We start from the raw sequence: 17,243 nt of genomic DNA, 5'->3' as shown, positions 1-17,243 counted from the left end.
GCCCCTCGCCGGTCGCCGGATCGGTGAGCCGCAGGCGGGCTGCCGTGCCCCTCGCCGGTCGCCGGATCGGTGAGCCGCAGGCGGGCTGCCGTGCCCCTCGCCGGTCGCCGGATCGGTGAGCCGCAGGCGGGCTGCCGTGCCGCTCGAAAAGTGGTCAGCCGACCAGCGGCTTCACCTCCTGGGCGACCCACCGGGCGTAGGCGGCCGGGTCTTCGCCGGGGACCGGCTGGAGGATCACCTTGGTGGCGCCGGCGGCTGCGAATTCGGAGACAACGGCGGCGATCTCGGCGGGGGTGCCGGACGCGCCGGGGTAGTCGGTCTTGTAGACCTCGGCGTCGCGGGCCAGTTTTTCGGCGGCGCCGGGGCCCGTGAGAGCGGGGAGGAACACGACCAGCTGCGCGTCGGGGGCGGCCTTGGCCGCCTCGGCGACCTGGGCCGGGGTCGTGCCGCCGGCCAGCACGACGGCGTCGCCGACCTCGCCGGCCAGGGCGATCGTCTTGGGGCCGCCGGCCGCGATCGAGAGCACCGGTGGCACCTCGGGTGGCCAGTCCAGGCGGACGTTGTCGAGCTTGACGTATCGCCCGTCGACCGTGACCGACTCGCCGCGGAGCAGGGCGGTCAGGGCCGTCGCATACTCCCGCAGGAGCGTGAGCGGCGACGCGGCCCGGGCTCCGACCTGGCCCATCCACTCCTGCACGCCGTGGCCGATGCCGGGCAGCGCGCGCGGGCCGAACATGCGCCCGAGGGTGGCCAGCTCCATCGCCAGCGACGCGACGTTGCGGAACGGGATCGGCATGATGCCGATGCCGACGCGCAGATTCTCCGTCGAGGCGAGGGCGGCGGTCGCGGCGGTGAGGCCGCCGTTGAGGAAGCAGTCCTCCCAGATCCACAGTTCCTCCAGGCCGGCCTGGTCGGCGGCCTGGGCGACGGAACGCAGGGTCTCGGGCGGGTTGCTCGGCAGGAAGATCGCACCGATCGTCGTCATGGGCCCGATTCTGCATGGACCCTCTGACATTTTCCGGCTGTCCGCGGCCGCCCGCCATATCCGTCAATTCTTATATAAGCAGAGGCTTAGACGCCGCGGAAAAATGTCGGAGGCTCTCGATAGGTTCATTCATGCGGATCGGCGCCACGGGGGCGCCGATCCGTCCAAAAGCGACCAGACGCCCAAAAGCGGTCAGCCGCCCAAGAGCACCAGGCGCCCAAGAGCAACCAGGCGGCTGAAGTCAGGCGGCGCCGCGCAGCAGGGTTTCGGCGGTGGCTCGCACGCTGGCGCGCAGCTCGTCCGGGGACTCGATGGTGAACGGCACGGCCATCACTCCGAGCACCATGACCGGCCAGCCGAGATCGTCCGTGCTCATCCGCATCCGGCACGACGACTCGCTGAGCTCCTCCACCGTCCCGTAGTGGCCGATCAACGCGCGCAACGCGCCGGCGGGGCACTCGAGGACGGCCGACACGTCGTACCGGGAAGGAATCTGCGACATGCGCGAGCGCAGCCAGGCCGCCGGGTCGCCGCCGGGGATCTCGCGGGGACGGAACCGGGCGCCGGTCAGTGCGGGCGCGCCGAGCCGGTCGACGCGGAAGCTCCGCCAGTCGCCGCGGTCGAGGTCCCACGCCACCAGATACCAGCGGCGGCCGATCGGCACGAGGTGGTGCGGCTCGACGTATCGGGACGATTCGTCGCCCTCGCGCGGCGTGTAGTCGAAGCGCAGCCGCTCCTCGCCCCGGCACGCCATGGCCAGCGTGGTCAGCACGGTCGCGTCCAGCGTCGGGCCGCCGCCGAACACGCCGGGGGCGGTCACCGCCCGCAACGCGTCGATCCGGCGGCGCAGCCGGGGCGGCAGCAATTGAATGACCTTGGCCAGGGCCCGTACGGACGTCTCCTCGAACCCGGCCACCGCCCCGGCCGCCGCCGTCCGCAGCCCGACCGCGATCGCGACCGCCTCGTCGTCGTCGAGCAGCAGCGGGGGCATCGCCGCGCCCGCCTGCAACTGGTAGCCCCCGGCGACCCCGCGGCTGGCGTCGACCGGATAGCCGAGGTCACGCAGGCGATCGACGTCGCGGCGCAGCGTCCGCGGGCTGACCTCGAGCCGATCCGCGAGCTCGGAACCGGGCCAGTAGCGGTGGGTCTGCAGCAGGGACAGCAGTCGCAGCATCCGGGCACTCGTGTTGGCCATGAATCCAGCCTCCGCCGCATTGAGGTCAGAAAGTGTCCGCAAGCGACCCTAGCTTGGGCCTCATGATTGAGACACAGGGGCTGACCAAGCATTTCAAGGACGTACGGGCGGTCGACGGCATCGACCTCACCGTCGCGCCGGGCGAGCTCGTCGCGCTGCTCGGGCCGAACGGCGCCGGCAAGTCGACGACGCTCCGGATGCTGACGACGCTGATCCCGCCCACCTCGGGGACTGCGCGGGTGGCCGGGTTCGACGTGGTGCGGCAGCAGCGTGAGGTGCGGCTGCGGATCGGATACATCGGTCAGGGCAACGGCGCCGGCCACAGCCAGCGGGGCCGGGACGAGCTGGTCAGCCAGGGGCGGGCGTACGGGCTGAGTGTGCGCGACTCCCGGACGCGCGCCGCCACGCTGATCGACTCGCTGGGTCTGGGCGAGGTGGCCGATCGGCGTGTCTCGAGTCTCTCCGGGGGTCAGCGCCGACGGCTGGACATCGCGATGGGCCTGATCCACGCGCCCGAACTGCTCTTCCTGGACGAGCCGTCGACCGGGCTGGACCCGCAGAACCGGGCCAACCTGCAGGAGCACATTCTGGCGCTGCGGGCCCGGCACGCGACCACGATCGTGCTGACCACCCACTATCTCGACGAGGCGGACTCGATGGCCGAGCGGGTGATCGTCATCGACCACGGGCGGATCATCGCGGACGACAGCCCGCAGCGGCTCAAGGCCGAGCACGTGGGCGACCGGATCGTTCTCGGGTTCGACCACGAGACCGGGGCCGCGGGCGCCGCCTCGATGCTGGCCGGGCTTTCCCCCGTACGGGAAGGAACGCGGCTCTTGATCTCGACGCAGGAAGCACCGCGGCGCGTGACCGGAATCCTCGACGACCTGCGGGCCGGGGGCAATCCGGCGGCCGAGGTGGAGGTGACCCGCCCGACGCTCGACGACGTCTTTCTCCGGCTGACCGGCCGCAGCCTGCGCGAGGGCGGCGCGAACGCCGAGCTCACGGACAACGCCGGCGAACTCGTGGAGGCCTGAGCCATGACCACGCTGATCACCGACACCCGTACCGTCTTCAGCCGCGAGCTGCGCCCGGTTCTGCGCGACCCGTTCACGATCATCTTTTCGATGGTGCAGCCGCTGGTCTTCCTGGGGCTGTTCACGCCGCTGCTGCCGGACGACTCGCTGCAGTGGTTCGTGCCCGGCATCATCGTGATGTCCTGCCTGTTCGCCTCGTCGATGACCGGGTCGAACCTGCTCTTCGAGATTCAGACCGGATCGCACGAGCGGATGCTGGTCACGCCGTTGCGGCGGCCGGCCCTGCTGATCGGGCGCGCGCTCAAGGAGATCGTGCCGATGTTCGCGCAGGCCGCCCTGATCGTGGCCGTCTGCGTGCCGTTCGGGTTCCGGTTCAACCTCGCGGGCGCGCTGCTCGGGGTGATCGTTCTGGCCACCTTCTGTATCGGGCTCGGCGCTCTGTCGTACACGCTGGCTCTGGCCTCGAAGAACCAGGAGTGGCTGTTCTGGACCGTGCAGCAGACCCTGCTTTTCCCGTTGTTGCTGCTGGCCGGGGTGCTGCTGCCGATCGACAACGGCCCGGGCTGGTTACGGGCGCTGGCCAAGGGCAATCCGCTCAGCTATGTCGTGGACGCCGAGCGGTCGCTGTTCAACGGCGACATCTGGACTTCGGCGACGGCCGGCGGGCTGATCGCCGCGGCGGCCACGGCCGCGCTCGGATTGTGGGCAGGCGTCCGGGCGATGCGCCGGTCGGACTGAGCCCGCTAGTTTCGGCGGATGCTCAAACTGCTGGCGCGGATCGTCTCGCCCCGCCCGGACGCCGCCGACCGGACGCCGCGCCGCCGCAATCCGGATGCGGTGGTCGACTGCGCCATCTATCGCTCGGGAGCCCGCAAACCGGGCAATGTCCATTTCGGCCAGGCTCGCCGGCACCGGGGCGAGTTCCTGTGGCTCGGGCTGCACGAGCCCGACCTGGCCACCATGCGGGCCGTCGGCGAGACGTTCGGCCTGCACGAGCTGCTGATCGAGCAGACCGTCGAGGACGGGCACCGGCCGGTGATCGAGTCGCTCGGCGACGTGATCCGGCTGGTGCTGCGAACGGCCCGATACGTGGAACACGACGAATTGACCGCCACGAGTGAAGTAGTCGACACCGGCGACGTCACCCTGCTGATCGGGTCCTGGTTCGTCATCACCGTGCGTCACGGCGCCGCGGGCGCGCTGTGGCCGGTGCGGCGGGAGGTCGAGAAGCGTCCCGAGCTGTTGCGGGCGGGCCCGTGGGCGGTGGCGCACGCGGTCGCGAGCCGCATGGTCGACGACTACCTCGACGTCGCGGCGCAGGTCGAACGGGACCTGGAGCGGCTCGAGGAGGAGACGTTCTCCACCCGCCGATCGGCCGAGATCGCGCACTTCTATCAGCTCAAGCGCGAGATGGTCGAGCTCAAGCGGGCCGTGCTGCCGTTGCCCGAACCGCTGGCCCGGCTCCTCGACCTGGCCGTGGTGCCGCCGGCCCTGCGGCCCTATTTCGTCGATGTCCGCGGGCAGCTGGCCCGGGCCGTCGACCGGGTGGCCGCCTTCGACGATCTGCTCAACTCGATCCTGCAGGCCCGCCTGACCCAGGTGACGCTCGAGCAGAACAACGACATGCGCATGATCGCCGCCTGGGCCGCCATCGCCGCCGTCCCGACCGTGGGCGCCGGGATTTATGGGATGAACTTCGCAAATATGCCCGGGATCGACTCCCGGTATGGGTTCTCGGTGACCATTGTGATAATTGTTCTCGTCTGTAGTGGCCTCTTCTGGCGGTTCAAACGAGCGGGTTGGTTGTGATGATCCACGTCACGAACAGTGACAGTCGATCAAGTTTGCGTAAGTGTCGGATGATGCATCTGGGACCTCATGCGCACCAGATATCGACCGAACGGCCACCCGGATCCGCCGCTTCAATGATCGTCCATACCGGACAGTACGCGAAGTTTCGGCCGCTCTCCCGTAGCCATCCAAACCGACGAGTAATTACGGTTTGCTCGTCGTCTCGTGGGGAGGCTTTGTGACCGCGACCCAGGTCGCCGCACCGCAGGGCTCGGTTAAACCGGCCAAAAGGCGCAGCGCCATCCTGACCGCCCTCAAGGGGCACGTCGACCTGTTCCTGAACGCCGGCTCGCTGATCGCCACCACGGCGATCACGTCGCTGTTCGGGTTCGCGTTCTGGTGGGTCGCCGCCCGATCCGCGTCGCCCGAGGCGGTGGGTCAGGCCTCGGCCGCGGTCTCGGCGATGACGCTGATCGGCACCATCGGCATGTTCGGCATGGGCACCATGCTGATCTCCGATCTGTCGCAGCTGCGCGGCCCCAAGTGGGAGCTGATCACCACCTGTCTGCTCGTGGCCGGCAGCGCCGCCACGGTCGGCGGCATCGTCTACGTGGTCGTTGCCCAGCTGTGGATCCCGGGCCTGCAGGCGGCGCTCGGCGGCACCCTCGGCTCGGTCCTGCTGGTCGTCGGCATCGCGCTCAACTCGGTCACCCTGGTCCTCGACGAAGCCCTGGTCGGCCTGCTCAAGGGGCCGTTGCAGCTGATGCGCAACGCCTGGTTCTCGGTGATCAAGCTGGTGCTGCTGGGCGGCCTCGCCCTCGCGCCGATCACCCTGACCGGCAACGAGCTGCTGCTGACCTGGGTCGCCGGCATCGTGCTGTCGACCGCCATCCTGAGCGTCGCGCTGCGCCGCCGCCGCATCATCGACTCCGCCCGCCCGCGGTTCTCGCTGCTCAAGGGCCGCGGCAAGTCGACCTTCGACCACAACCTGCTCAACCTGGCGACGTACCTGCCGCGCGCGGCCCTGCCGCTGGTCGTCACCGCGGTGCTGTCAGCCGAGGCCAACGCGTCGTTCTACACCGCCTTCATGGTGCTGTCGTTCCTGGCCATGGTGCCCGGCAACGTGGCGCTCACCCTCTTCGCGGTGGCCAGCGGTGACAAGCGGGCGCTGACCTCCAAGGTCCGCGTCGGCCTGATGATCTGCCTCGGCGGCGGCGTGCCGGCCGCGGCGCTGGTCTTCCTGCTGGCCAACCCGATCATGTCGGTGTTCGGCGCGCAGTACGCCGAGACGGCCGGGGACGCGCTGCGCCTCCTTTCGCTGACCTATGTGCCGTTCGTCTTCCTGCACTTCTTCATGGCGATCTCGCGGGTGCAGGACAGGGTGCGCGGCGCCGGCATCTTCTCGCTGTTCGCGGGCGTCGCCGAGCTGGGCGCCGCCTGGTACGGCGGTCACACCGGCGGCCTGACCGACCTGGTCATGTGGGTCGCGATCGTCATGGGTGTCGAGACCGTGCTGGTCGCCCCGACTGTGTTGCGCGTCGTCTTCGGCAGCGCCAAGCGCCGCGGGGACAGCGCCAACACGACCACCATGACCCTGCACGAGCGGGCCTGGCTGCCGCTGGAGTACATCCGCACCGTCGGACCGCTGTACGGCGTGACCGTCGACGGCGTACGACGTGCCCTGATCGGTCTGCACGCCGCCGACCCGAAGCACCGGGCCGTGTCGAAGCTCGACCGGGTCGGCGCGCGCTGGGAGCACATGAACGGCGCCGAGTTCGCGCAGTTCGTGCATCGCGCCGTGCAGGACTCCGGCGACTGGTCGCTCGACATGGACGGCATGACCCGCAAGCTGCAGTCGGAGCCGCGGGGTGTGCACCCGATCCGCATCCTCGTCGGCGCCGGCTACATCGCGATCAAGGTGTCGCACGCGTACGGGGATGCCGGCCCGGTCAACCTGCTGGTGCACGAGCTGATCATGGCAGCCAGCCAGGGCCGCGCCGCGGTGATCCCGCCGCTCGAGCGCAACCGGATGGCGCTGCCCAAGGCCTGGTGGAAGCAGTTCGGCACCAAGCCGGCCCGGTGGAAGGAAGGCATCAGCTTCGCCCGGCCGCCGGAGCCGGTCGAGACCCGCATGCGCAAGTGGCAGCCCAACCTGACCGTTCGCTCGGCCCGCTCGGCCACCACGCTCAAGCTGATGCGCAAGTGGCGCGACGAGTACTCGCCCGGCGTCACCACCTCGGCCATCACGTTCGCGGCCTTCACCGCCGCGCTGGACCAGCTGGGCCTCAAGCCCGACACCGGCGGCGCGACGTTCCTGGCCGACGGCCGGCGCTTCCTCGACAAGGACACCCGGATCGACAGCAACTTCTGCATGGGCCCCTACCTGTCCCCGCAGAACATGATGGACCCGGCGTCGATCAACACGACGATCAAGAACGAGCTGGCCACCGGCCGCATCCTCACGATGATGGTGCTGCGCGAGGGCAAGATCGCTCTGGACGGCGCGCCCGGCATGCCCGACCCGTACCCGTCGGAGCTGGCGATCCCGCCCCGGCCGCGGCTGACCTTCAGCAACCAGGGCCGGCACGACCTGCTCGGCGACCTGCCCTGGTCGGTCGGCCCCGAGTGGCGGGTCAACCTGAGCGTGCCCACGCTGAACAGCCCCGAGGGCGTCACGCTGACCACCAGCGAGATGAACGGCGTGCTCCACCTCGAGGCCACGTTCCACGCGTCGACCTTCGACCCCAACCTGATCTCGAAGGCGATGGAGATGGTCCTCACCGACCCGTCCGCCCTGATCATGCGGGCGCGGCGGGAGTCGGACGAGGCCACCCAGATCCTCGCCCGCGTCTGACCCAGCGGCACAAAGCGGCGCCCGGCCTTGTCATGGCCGGGCGCCGCTTGCGTTATGTGCGGCGACGTGGTCGCCGTTCCTCCTGGGCGGACCCGAGCCGCCCCGCGTTCATCCGGCGCGGTTTGAATCCACGCCCACTATGTCCCGGCGCCTCATTCGTGCGCCGCTGTCTTCGGCTCAGGCCCGTACGGGCATGAGCTGGGTGTTCTTGGTGTGAGACGGCATGCTTAGGTTGCGGTCGGTGTCGCTGATCGTGGGCGAGCGGTGCTCACGTCACGGCCGACGACCCGGATCGCGGTGGACCGTAGGCATATCGGTCCTCCCCCGCTGGCGACCGCTCCCCTGATGCGGTTACTGCCGTGAATCATGCTATAACGCTGATTTCGGGCTGGTGCTTATAACGAGCTTTCCCACCATTTCGTACGGGTCGTGACTGGCTCGCGCCGAGCAGTCCCGCGCCGTCGTGCCTTACGGCCGTAGGCCCGTTCCGGCCGGGGCGAGCCCTCACCCCTAGCACTCCCCGGCTCCCCTGCCGCCGCGGCGGGGGGTTGTGGATAACTAGGGGCGCTCTTTTCGGGGCTGTGGACAACGGACGCCGCGAGAATGGCAGAAGCGCTAACGTCGGATCACTCCCCGGGTGGGGCGCTCACCCAGGAGACCGGCCGTGGCGACAAAGCCGCACAGGACGGGCCCCGGCTCACCGACTCAATCGGTGGCCCCGGGACCCGCCGGCCTGCATCCCCTCAGCCGAACTCGACGATCAGGAGCTGCGGCCAGTTAGCGCCGGCCGTTGCCGCGGTCGGCACCCTGGCCGTTACTGCGGCCAGTCAGCGCTGGCCGTTACCGCGGTCGCTACCGCGGCCAGTTAGCGCTGGCCGTTGCCGCGGTCGCCGCCCTGGCCGTTACCGCGGCCAGTTAGCGCTGGCCGTTACCGCGGTCGGCACCCTGGCCGTTACCGCGGCCAGCTAGCGCTGACCGTTACCGCGGTCGGCACCCTGGCCGTTACCGCGGCCAGCTAGCGCTGGCCGTTACCGCGGTCGGCACCCTGGCCGTTACCGCGGTCGCCGCCCTGGCCGTTGCCTCGGTCGCCACCGTTGTCGCGGTCGCCGCCGTTGCCGGTCGTCGGGCGCGTCCAGGTCCGGGTCGGGCTGGGGCTCGCGGTCGCAGTCGCGGTCGCGGTCGCGGTCGGGCTCGCCGTCGCGGTCGGGCTCGTGGTCGGGGACGCGGTCGGGCTCGACGGGGCCGAGGTGGTCGGGCGCGGGTTGTTCGGGCGACCCGGACCGTCAGGGCGGCCGGGGCCGTCGGGACGACCCGGACCGTCGGGACGACCCGGACCGTCAGGGCGACCCGGACCGTCAGGGCGACCCGGACCGTCAGGGCGACCCGGACCATCGGGACGACCCGGACCGTCAGGACGGCCGGGGCCGCCGGGGCGACCCGGACCGTCGTGGTCGTTGTTGCGCAGGACCGGGAGGGTCAGGGCGAACGAACGGTTCTGGGTGCGGTCGCGGCGGCCGCACAGGTCGTAGGAGATCGTGGCGCGCAGGCGGGCGACGCCGGCCCGGTCGAAGTCGGGGTTGACCTCGACGGCGGTGTAGTCCGGGCGGCCGGGGCGCAGCGAGTCGCCGCGGGTGAAGGACGCGTAGCGGCGGTTGGCCGCGTAGTCGACGTCGACGTCACGGCCGCTGACCCGCACCTCGACGTCGCAGATCCGCTGGCCCGTACGCCAGTAGATTTTGACCCAGCTGTCCGCGTTGGCCTTGACCGCGCCCAGCCAGCTGGAAACCGGCTCCGGTCCCTTCGGTGCCGCCGAAGCGGGGGCCGTAGCGGTCACCGTAGCCATGCCGACGGTCGCGGTGGCCATGGCCACCAGCGCTCCGATGCGCCGACTGTTGTTCATTGCATTCCTCCAGTGACTGTTGACTGTCCCGCCGGGCTCGACCCGACAAACCGGACAATATGACCACCACTGGATCCTGCCGCCCCTACGCCACGCCCATCCGGACAATTTCCACTTTCTCGTACTAAATGCTTAGGCCCGGCAAACCGAAAAGTTGATGTTGATAGCTCATCGGTCAGCCTGAGGCTCGAAACGCCCGACCCCACGCCGAATTCCGTCCCTTTGCAAGATCAATTAAGGCGGGGAAATAGCGTTCAAGCAGGCCTTATAGACAGTTCTCAGAAGACAGCACTCCACAGCGGACGAAGAGCGACGTCGCGGACGTGAGGGGCGCGGTGGATGGAGAACGGTTCGGGCAGGAGTGGGCCGGGAGTCGATGAGACCGATAGCCGACTGAAGCACCGAATCCGAGCAGAATTCGCGACGACGACCCAGCAACGGCGGCGACGTTCGCGAGAGACAGGGATACACCCAGACGCCAGCGCTGTGGCGGCCGGGGACTGTGTCGTCGGTGAGTTGCAATCACGCGAAAGACGCGCTGCGGCCCGGTGGGACGACTGGGTCGCGAGGAGCGCCGAGCGCGACCCGGATGCGGTTGCCGCGCGGCCACGACGCGTACGTCCGCGGGATGGGTCTTTGAATGTTTTGCCTGGTGCCCCTAAAACACTGCGCGACGATGGAGGCGACGAAACAGCACAGGGGGAGATGTCTATGTCGCTCAGTGGGGCGCACCGGGCGGCGTTCCGGCGGGAGGCGGCGGGGGAAGGGCGCGTCTACTCGATTCGGGATGACGGCGGGCTGCCGGCTCCGAGTGTGGGGGAAGCGCGGACCGTGCCGTTCTGGTCGAAGGCGACGCGGGCGGGGCGGATGGTGGATCAGGTGGAGGCTTATCGGGGCTTTCGGGTGATTGCCGTGGATGTTGACGAGTGGCTCGACGAGTGGCTGCCCCGGATCGAGGCGGACGGGATGCTGGTGGGCGTCAATTGGGCGGGGGCGCGGGCGACCGGATACGACCTCACGCCTGCGCAGGTCAAGCAGTGGTTCGCGGATGAGCCTCCGGACAACGGGAATTCCTCCACCCGGAGATAGGAGATGCCGTCCCGTACCCCTATGCTTGCGGCACAGCAACCAAAGGGGCCTCTCCGTGCGCAGCCTTCAGATCCTCGTCGTCGATGACGATGATGCCGACGCGCTCATGATTTCCGAGGCTTTGGAGGGCGGGGCGACGAGCGCGAACGTCGATCGGGTGGCCGATGGGCGCGAGGCTCTCGACTATCTGCGCGGCGAGGGCGCCTATACGCAGGCCGTCCGGCCCGACCTGATTCTGCTCGATCTGAACATGCCGCGGATGGATGGGCGCGAGACGCTCGCCGCGATCAAGTCGGATGACGGGCTCAAGGCAATTCCCGTGGTGATTCTGACTACCTCGGGCGCCGCGCCGGACATCGTGGCCAGCTATCAGCATCGGGCCAACGCGTATGTCACCAAGCCGTTCGGGCTCGACGACTTCGAGGCGACCGTGCGGCAGATCGACCAGTTCTACCGCGAGATCGCGACCCTGCCGGGGTCCCGCGAAGCTTAAGCCGGCACGCCCGCGGGTATCGGGAGCTCATGACCACGAACGAAGCTCCCGAGGACCTCGGTGCCCCGGTCGCCTATCTCGTGCTGAAGGACGGCACGCCCGTCTTCGACGAGTCGGGCGCGCGCGCCGGCGAGGTCGAGCATGTGCTGTCCGACGAGCACACCGACGTCTTCCACGGATTGATCATCAAGACCCGCGAGGGTCATCGGTTCGCGCCCGCCGACAAGGTCAGCGGCCTGTTCGAGCACGGCGTGATTCTCACCGTGCCGGCCGCCGACCTGCCGGAACCGAGCGAGGACCCGTCGGCGCGAGTGGCCGACGAAGGTCTGCAGGACACGCTCAAGCGGGCGTGGAACTGGCTGATCCAGCCGCGTTGAGCCCGGCGCCGCCCCAGCGCATCAGCGAGGCGCCGACCGACATGCCGCCGCCGAACCCGGCCATCAGCACGATGTCGCCCTCCTTGAGGGCGCCCTTGCGGTTGGCCTCGTCCAGCGTGACCGGCACCGAGGCGCTGCCGACGTTGCCGTAGCGGTCGAGCGTGAGGTGGGTCGTGGCCGCGGTCAGGCCGGTCGCCTCGACCAGGTCGGCCAGCATGACGCCGTTGGCCTGGTGCGGCACGAAGTGGGTGACGTCCTCGACGTCGAGGCCGGCCCGCTTGAGCAGGGCCTCGAGCGTCGGCGGGACGCCGCTGTGCACGAATTCGCGCACCCCGCGGCCGTTCATCTTGAAGTAGTGATCGCCGTTGGCCACCGTCTCGGCCGAGGCGGGGAGGCGGCTGCCGCCCCCGGGCACGTGGATCAGGTTGCTCGCCTCGCCCCGCGACACCAGCTCGGCGTCGAGGAAGCCGTAGCCCTCGGCCACCGTGCCGACCACCGCGGCGCCCGCGCCGTCGCCGAAGAGCACGGCCGTGCGGCGGTCGCCGAAGTCGAGGATGCGCGAGTAGATATCCGACGCGATGACGAGGACCTTGGCGGTCGGGTTCATCGAGACCAGGCTGTTGGCCAGGGCGACGCCGAAGATGAAGCCGGCGCAGACCACGTTGATGTCGAAGCAGGCGGCCCGGTTCGCACCGATTTTGTCCTGCACCAGCGTGGACGTCGGCGGTTGCGGAGAGTCACCAGTGGAGGTCGAGACGATGAGGTAGTCGATGTCGACCGCCTCGAGCCCGGCGTTCTCCAGAGCCTCGCGCGCAGCCTCGGCGGCGAGGTCGGAAGCGGCCTCGTGCGGCGCCGCGAATCGACGCGCCTGAATCATCGTCTTGCGGCTGACCCACTCGGGATCGGCATCCGGCACGAGGCGCACCAGATCGTCGTTGGTGACCACCTCGGCCGGCAGATACGAGCCGGTACCCAGGATGCCCACGCTCATGTTGCCCCCACTTGATCGAACTCGCCCGCTGTCCCGCGAAAGAGGCTATCGGGTTTAGGCTATGACAGGCAGGCAAGATCCCACGCCGTGCGGACCCCCCATATCGGCCGATCGGCCCACTCACGGCCATCCCGGAAACGGGCCGGTAACAACTGGGAACCAAATGCGCCGACTTCGATCACTCCGTGGAGATCACCATTACTCCGCGTCACAAGAAGCACGACAAATCGGTCCGGGTTACAAGTCAGCAACCGTCTTCAGATAGAGAAAAGCCGGCTCCCGTACGCGGGGAGCCGGCTTTTCTGTCGGATATCAGCGCGACGAACGGTCCCGGTACGTCCACGCGCTCGAGCGGAGCCCGCCGCCCATCGTCGTGCCCGGGGCGGCCTGCTGCGGGATGCGCGCGGCGGCCTCCTCGCGACGCTTCTCCAGGTAGGCCGCGGCGGCGCGGTCCTCCTCGGTGGGGGCGGACATCAGCGCGTAGGCCAGACCGATGATGCCGAAGACCACGGCCAGCCCGATCGGCACGAGCATGCCGCTCGCAGTCGCGCCGGGCAGGGCACCGTCCGACGGCTGGGTGTCGACCGACATGGCGGTCATGCCGGTGAAGTGCATGCCGTTGACCGCGATACCCATCACCAGCGCGGCGACGAAGATCACGAACGGGCGGCGCACCGTGACGGCCAGCCAGAGCGCGACGGCGGCCGCGACGACGGCGATGCCGATCGACAGGCCGACCCGGGTCATCCCGTACGTCACCTCGCCGTTGAGCTTCATGGCGGCCATGCCCGTGTAGTGCATGCCCGCGACGCCCAGGCCGGCGATGACGCCGCCGGTGACGATGCGGAGGTTCCGCGCGCCCCGGCCGAGCAGCGCGATGGTCAGGCCGATGCCGACCGCGACCACGGCCAGGATCGCGCTGGCCACGGTGAGGCCGACGTCGTAGCGGATCGGCGTGCCGACCACCGCGAAGCCCATCATGGCGACGAAGTGCATGCTCCAGATCGCCGTGCCGCCGATCGAGACCGATCCGAGCACGAGCCACCAGATGCGTTCACCGCGAGCGGCGGCGGAACGGAACCGCACGGCGCAGGTCAGTCCGAGCATGGAGCCCAGAACGGACAGGACATAGCTGACAGTGGGGGTGATCCACCCATGGTCGAAATGATGGATCTGCGCCATCGCGGTTTCTCCTTCTCAGCTCCCGCCCAGGAAACTGCATCATGCACTTCCGGCCGTGATCGCGCTTGCCAAGCAACCGGCACCAACTGGCAAAACGCCGCGAATCGACGGAAGAAAGTCGAAATTCGCCGCCAGCCGCGCACTCGCCGACGATTAGAACCCGGAAAGCGGTTCAGGTGATCAACCGACGGTCCGCAGCCCGCTGTCCGAACAGACACTCGACATGTCCGAGGCGGCAGCGACGACCGCGGCTACGGCATCGGGCTCACCCTCGCCGCCGGCCGAGGAGACCGCTTTCCCGTACGCGGTGAGCAGGCGCTCGGCGGCGTCGCCGACTGGGGCGTCGGCCGTTTCACTCGCCTTGACAATGTTGTCGACCACTCCGGCGTTCATCAGGGAGGCATCGTCGAGCGCCTGAGCCAGGGCGGCGCAGGCCAGGGCGCCGGGCGGGTCGTCCACCACGCTCTCCGCGATCGACGGCGACGGCGCGGGCACCGCCGGGGATGTTTCCGGCGCGTTGTCACAGCCGCCGGCCAGCAGGATGACCAGCATCGGCGCCAGGATTCGCGGCATTTCGTCAGGTTATGCGCATGTACGGGTGAGGGCAGCAAAAAGCCCGGCCGATCACCGGCCGGGCTTCTGGTGGACCGCTCAGAGGTAGGAGCCCTTCTTGTACTCCGCCCAGCTCATGTTCCAGTCGGTCCAGCCGTTGCCGTTCTTCAGCTTCTCTTCGGTGCCGGTAACCGTGATCGGGTCGCCCATCATGGTGCGGTCGAAGAGCCAGGCGCCCATCTTTTCCGACACGTTGACGCAGCCGTGCGAGACGTTGACCTTGCCCTGCTTGCCCTCGGACCACGGCGCGGCGTGGATGAACTGGCCGCTCCAGGTGATCCGCTGGGCGAAGTCGATCGGAGTCTTGTAGCCCTCGCCGGCCGGCAGCTCGTCGGTCGTGTCGAAGATCGTGTGCTTCTTCTTCTCGATGACGACCATCGTGCCGCTCGAGGACGGGGTGCTCTTCTTGCCCAGGCTGACCGGGATGGTCTTGATGACCTTGCCGTCCTGCTTGACCGTCATCTGCTTGGTCTTGTTGGAGACCGTCATGACGAACGAGCGACCGATCTTGAGGTCGACGGTGAGGTCGGACCGGCCGTAGTAGCCGTTGCCCAGCGGAACGCCCTTGAGCGCCACCTTGTAGAAGACCTTGGACTGCGACTTCCAGTAGACCTTGGGGCGGTAGTGCACCTCGGTCGGGCTGGTCCAGTGCCAGGTGCCTTCCTGGGCCGGCGTGGCCGTGACCTTCATGCGGCGCTCGACGTCGTCGCGGTAGCTCTCGGGGATCGACCGGCCGAACTTGATGATCAGCGGCATGCCCACGCCGACGACCTGGCCGTCACCCATGAAGCTGGTGACCCGGATCTCCTTGGCCGGCTTGGCCATCGTGGTGAACGAGCTGCTCGCCGTGTTGCTCTTGCCCTCGGCCTGCGGGCCGGTGACGGTCACGGTGTATTTGGTGCCGTAGGCCAGCGCCTTGGCCGGGGTGAACGTCTTGGCGTCCTTGTCGAGGGTGCCCTCGACCTCCGCGCCCTTGGCGTCGGTGACCTTGACCTCGGTGCCGTCCGGGTCCTCGCTCGTGTATTTGATCGGGCTGATCGCGACGACGTTCTTGGCGTCGGCGGCCGGCTCGGTCACGGCGACGGTGCTGGGCAGGGCCTCGGGCGAGCTCGGAGCCTCGGCCCCGGCGCTGCTGCCGGGCTTCGCGTCGCCGCCCTGCCACGAGGACGACTTGCTGTCGCCGTCACCGCAGGCCGAGGTGAGCAGCACACCGGTCGCGGCCAGCGCGACGGCGGCTTTCTTGAATCCCCAGGTCTTCATGGTCCCCTCACGGCGTCGGTCGTCCCAGCGCCCAATAGTGCCCTTATCTTCCCCGCTCACCAATCCCGGAATCGTGCCGCTACGGCTTTCAGTCCTATGTAAGTGATCGGCTTTTGTCCCATTGGGACCATTTGTCACTTCAGTGACGCGGGTACCGGGAGGGCACTGCCCTTGATGTATTCCGACCAGGGCTTGTCCCACGGAGTCCAGCCGTTCCCGTACGACAACTTGTCCCCCGTGCCCTTCACGGTGACCGGGTCGCCGATCAGCGTGCGGTCGAACAGCCAGCGCGCATTGCCGGGTGAAACGTTCACACAGCCGTGGGACACGTTGCGCCGGCCCTGCGAGCCCACCGACCACGGGGCGGAGTGGATGTACTGACCGCTCCAGGTGAGCCGCTGGGCGAACTGGATGTCGGTGCGGTAGCCGTCGACCGGGCCGAGCTCGGCCGTGGTGTCGAACACGGTCTCGGCCTTCTTCTCCATGACGACCATCACGCCGCTGGACGAAGGAGTGCTCTTCTTGCCCAGGCTCACCGGCATCGTCTTGATCGCCTTGCCGTCCTGCAGGACGGTCATCTTCTTCGAGGCGTTGTCGACCTTCATCTCGAACGAGCGGCCGATCTTGGCGGTGGCCGAGCGGTCCCGGTCGCCGTAGCGCCCGCCGCCGGTGGGCAGGCCGCCGACCGCGACCCGGACCGCGATCGTGGTGCCCGGCTTCCAGAACTCGGGACCGCGGTAGTAGGCCTGGGTGCCGTTCGGCGTCCAGGACCAGACGCCGGGCTGGGCCGGGCTGGTGCTGACGAACAGGCGGCGCTGCACGGCGGCGCGCTCGGCCTTCTTGATGCCCGGGCTGAACTCGACGACGACCGGCATGGCCACGCCGTAGGTCTTCTCGTCGAACAGGTAGAGCCCGGTGCCGGTCTTGCGGCCCGGCTTGCTCATCGTCGTGAAGCTCGTGGTCTGCGTCGTCGTCTGCCCGTCGCCGGCGGTGGCCACGACGGTGGCGGCGTACTTCTGGTTGGGGCTCAGGGTGCGGCCCGGGACCCAGGCCGTGCCGTCCTCACGCAGCTTGCCCGGAACGGCCGCGCCCTTGGAATCCTTGAGCGTGACGCCGGTGACCTTGGCCCCGGCGATCTTGACCCCGATCTCGGCGCTCAACGGCACACCGGTCTTGCCGGTGGCCGGCGTGAGGGCCAGGCTGACCGGAACGGTGGCCGACTCGGTCACCGGCCCGCCGCTGCTGGCGCCGCCGCTCGCACTGGCACTCGCCTGCGGGGTGCCGACCCACGCCGCGTCGTCCTTCTTTCCACCCTTGTCACCACACGCCGCAAGCGCGACCGGCGTGATCACCGCCATCGCCATGACCGCCACGAGCGTGCGTCGCATGCTGGATCCCCTTCTGAAGTTCGCGGGGACATCCTGCCTCATGGATGCAAGAGATCGAGTCCTCCGTCCGGCCACCGCCGCCTCCCCGG

Annotated in this window: 15 protein-coding genes; 7 read left to right on the top strand and 8 right to left on the bottom strand. The window is 69.0% G+C overall.

Features of this window, described 5'->3' with window-relative positions; all coding sequences use genetic code 11:
• Positions 1–154: 154 nt before the first annotated feature.
• The gene (locus ACZ3I4_RS35635; RefSeq protein WP_465386489.1) at positions 155–985 is read right to left on the bottom strand and encodes an LLM class flavin-dependent oxidoreductase; all 831 of its coding nucleotides are present in this window, start codon (positions 983–985) and stop codon (positions 155–157) included.
• Between the two features lie 241 nt (positions 986–1,226).
• On the bottom strand, positions 1,227–2,180 hold the full coding sequence (locus ACZ3I4_RS35630) for a helix-turn-helix transcriptional regulator (protein WP_465386488.1): 954 nt from the start codon (positions 2,178–2,180) through the stop codon (positions 1,227–1,229).
• 62 nt (positions 2,181–2,242) lie between these two features.
• Between ACZ3I4_RS35630 and ACZ3I4_RS35625 the strand changes: the two genes are divergently transcribed.
• The 4 genes from ACZ3I4_RS35625 to ACZ3I4_RS35610 all read left to right on the top strand — a co-directional run bounded on the left by ACZ3I4_RS35625 (position 2,243) and on the right by ACZ3I4_RS35610 (position 7,862).
• Positions 2,243–3,217, top strand: a complete 975-nt coding sequence (locus ACZ3I4_RS35625; protein ID WP_465386487.1) for an ABC transporter ATP-binding protein — start codon at positions 2,243–2,245, stop codon at positions 3,215–3,217.
• Positions 3,218–3,220: 3 nt separating this feature from the next.
• On the top strand, positions 3,221–3,955 hold the full coding sequence (locus ACZ3I4_RS35620; RefSeq protein WP_465386486.1) for an ABC transporter permease: 735 nt from the start codon (positions 3,221–3,223) through the stop codon (positions 3,953–3,955).
• Between the two features lie 18 nt (positions 3,956–3,973).
• Positions 3,974–5,026 carry a magnesium and cobalt transport protein CorA gene (locus ACZ3I4_RS35615; protein WP_465386485.1) on the top strand — a complete coding sequence of 351 codons (1,053 nt, stop codon included), beginning with the start codon at positions 3,974–3,976 and terminating at the stop codon, positions 5,024–5,026.
• A gap of 220 nt (positions 5,027–5,246) precedes the next feature.
• Positions 5,247–7,862 (top strand): lipopolysaccharide biosynthesis protein, encoded by a 2,616-nt coding sequence (locus ACZ3I4_RS35610; protein ID WP_465386484.1) that lies wholly within the window; start codon positions 5,247–5,249, stop codon positions 7,860–7,862.
• Between the two features lie 1,015 nt (positions 7,863–8,877).
• On the opposite strand, the gene ACZ3I4_RS35605 is transcribed toward ACZ3I4_RS35610, so the two are convergent.
• Positions 8,878–9,762 (bottom strand): hypothetical protein, encoded by an 885-nt coding sequence (locus tag ACZ3I4_RS35605; RefSeq protein ID WP_465386483.1) that lies wholly within the window; start codon positions 9,760–9,762, stop codon positions 8,878–8,880.
• Between the two features lie 711 nt (positions 9,763–10,473).
• Between ACZ3I4_RS35605 and ACZ3I4_RS35600 the strand changes: the two genes are divergently transcribed.
• The 3 genes from ACZ3I4_RS35600 to ACZ3I4_RS35590 are packed head-to-tail and all read left to right on the top strand — an operon-like array spanning position 10,474 to position 11,721.
• Positions 10,474–10,851, top strand: a complete 378-nt coding sequence (locus tag ACZ3I4_RS35600) for a DUF2750 domain-containing protein (RefSeq protein ID WP_465386482.1) — start codon at positions 10,474–10,476, stop codon at positions 10,849–10,851.
• A 55-nt stretch (positions 10,852–10,906) separates the two neighbouring features.
• Complete coding sequence (locus ACZ3I4_RS35595) at positions 10,907–11,344, top strand: response regulator (RefSeq protein ID WP_465386481.1); 438 nt, start codon at positions 10,907–10,909, stop codon at positions 11,342–11,344.
• 29 nt (positions 11,345–11,373) lie between these two features.
• Positions 11,374–11,721 (top strand): PRC-barrel domain-containing protein, encoded by a 348-nt coding sequence (locus ACZ3I4_RS35590; RefSeq protein ID WP_465386480.1) that lies wholly within the window; start codon positions 11,374–11,376, stop codon positions 11,719–11,721.
• Here the strand turns inward: ACZ3I4_RS35590 and ACZ3I4_RS35585 are convergent.
• From ACZ3I4_RS35585 to ACZ3I4_RS35565, 5 genes are all read right to left on the bottom strand, one after another.
• A complete protein-coding gene (locus ACZ3I4_RS35585) occupies positions 11,684–12,712 on the bottom strand; it encodes a 3-oxoacyl-ACP synthase III family protein (RefSeq protein ID WP_465386479.1) in 1,029 nt (342 codons plus the stop codon). The two genes, ACZ3I4_RS35590 and ACZ3I4_RS35585, sit on opposite strands and share 38 nt — an antisense overlap.
• A 312-nt stretch (positions 12,713–13,024) precedes the next feature.
• Positions 13,025–13,894, bottom strand: a complete 870-nt coding sequence (locus ACZ3I4_RS35580; RefSeq protein ID WP_465386478.1) for an MHYT domain-containing protein — start codon at positions 13,892–13,894, stop codon at positions 13,025–13,027.
• Positions 13,895–14,074: 180 nt separating this feature from the next.
• Positions 14,075–14,467: a hypothetical protein gene (locus ACZ3I4_RS35575; protein ID WP_465386477.1), complete on the bottom strand. Its 393-nt coding sequence runs from the start codon at positions 14,465–14,467 to the stop codon at positions 14,075–14,077.
• Positions 14,468–14,545: 78 nt separating this feature from the next.
• Positions 14,546–15,766, bottom strand: a complete 1,221-nt coding sequence (locus ACZ3I4_RS35570) for a L,D-transpeptidase (RefSeq protein WP_465386476.1) — start codon at positions 15,764–15,766, stop codon at positions 14,546–14,548.
• A gap of 134 nt (positions 15,767–15,900) precedes the next feature.
• Positions 15,901–17,154, bottom strand: a complete 1,254-nt coding sequence (locus tag ACZ3I4_RS35565; RefSeq protein WP_465386475.1) for a L,D-transpeptidase — start codon at positions 17,152–17,154, stop codon at positions 15,901–15,903.
• Between the last annotated feature and the right edge of the window lie 89 nt (positions 17,155–17,243).

It is taken from the genome of Actinoplanes sp. NPDC021490, assembly GCF_055562135.1.
Note: the sequence above shows the minus strand (reverse complement) of the source record. Positions and strands in the feature narration are given on the sequence as shown.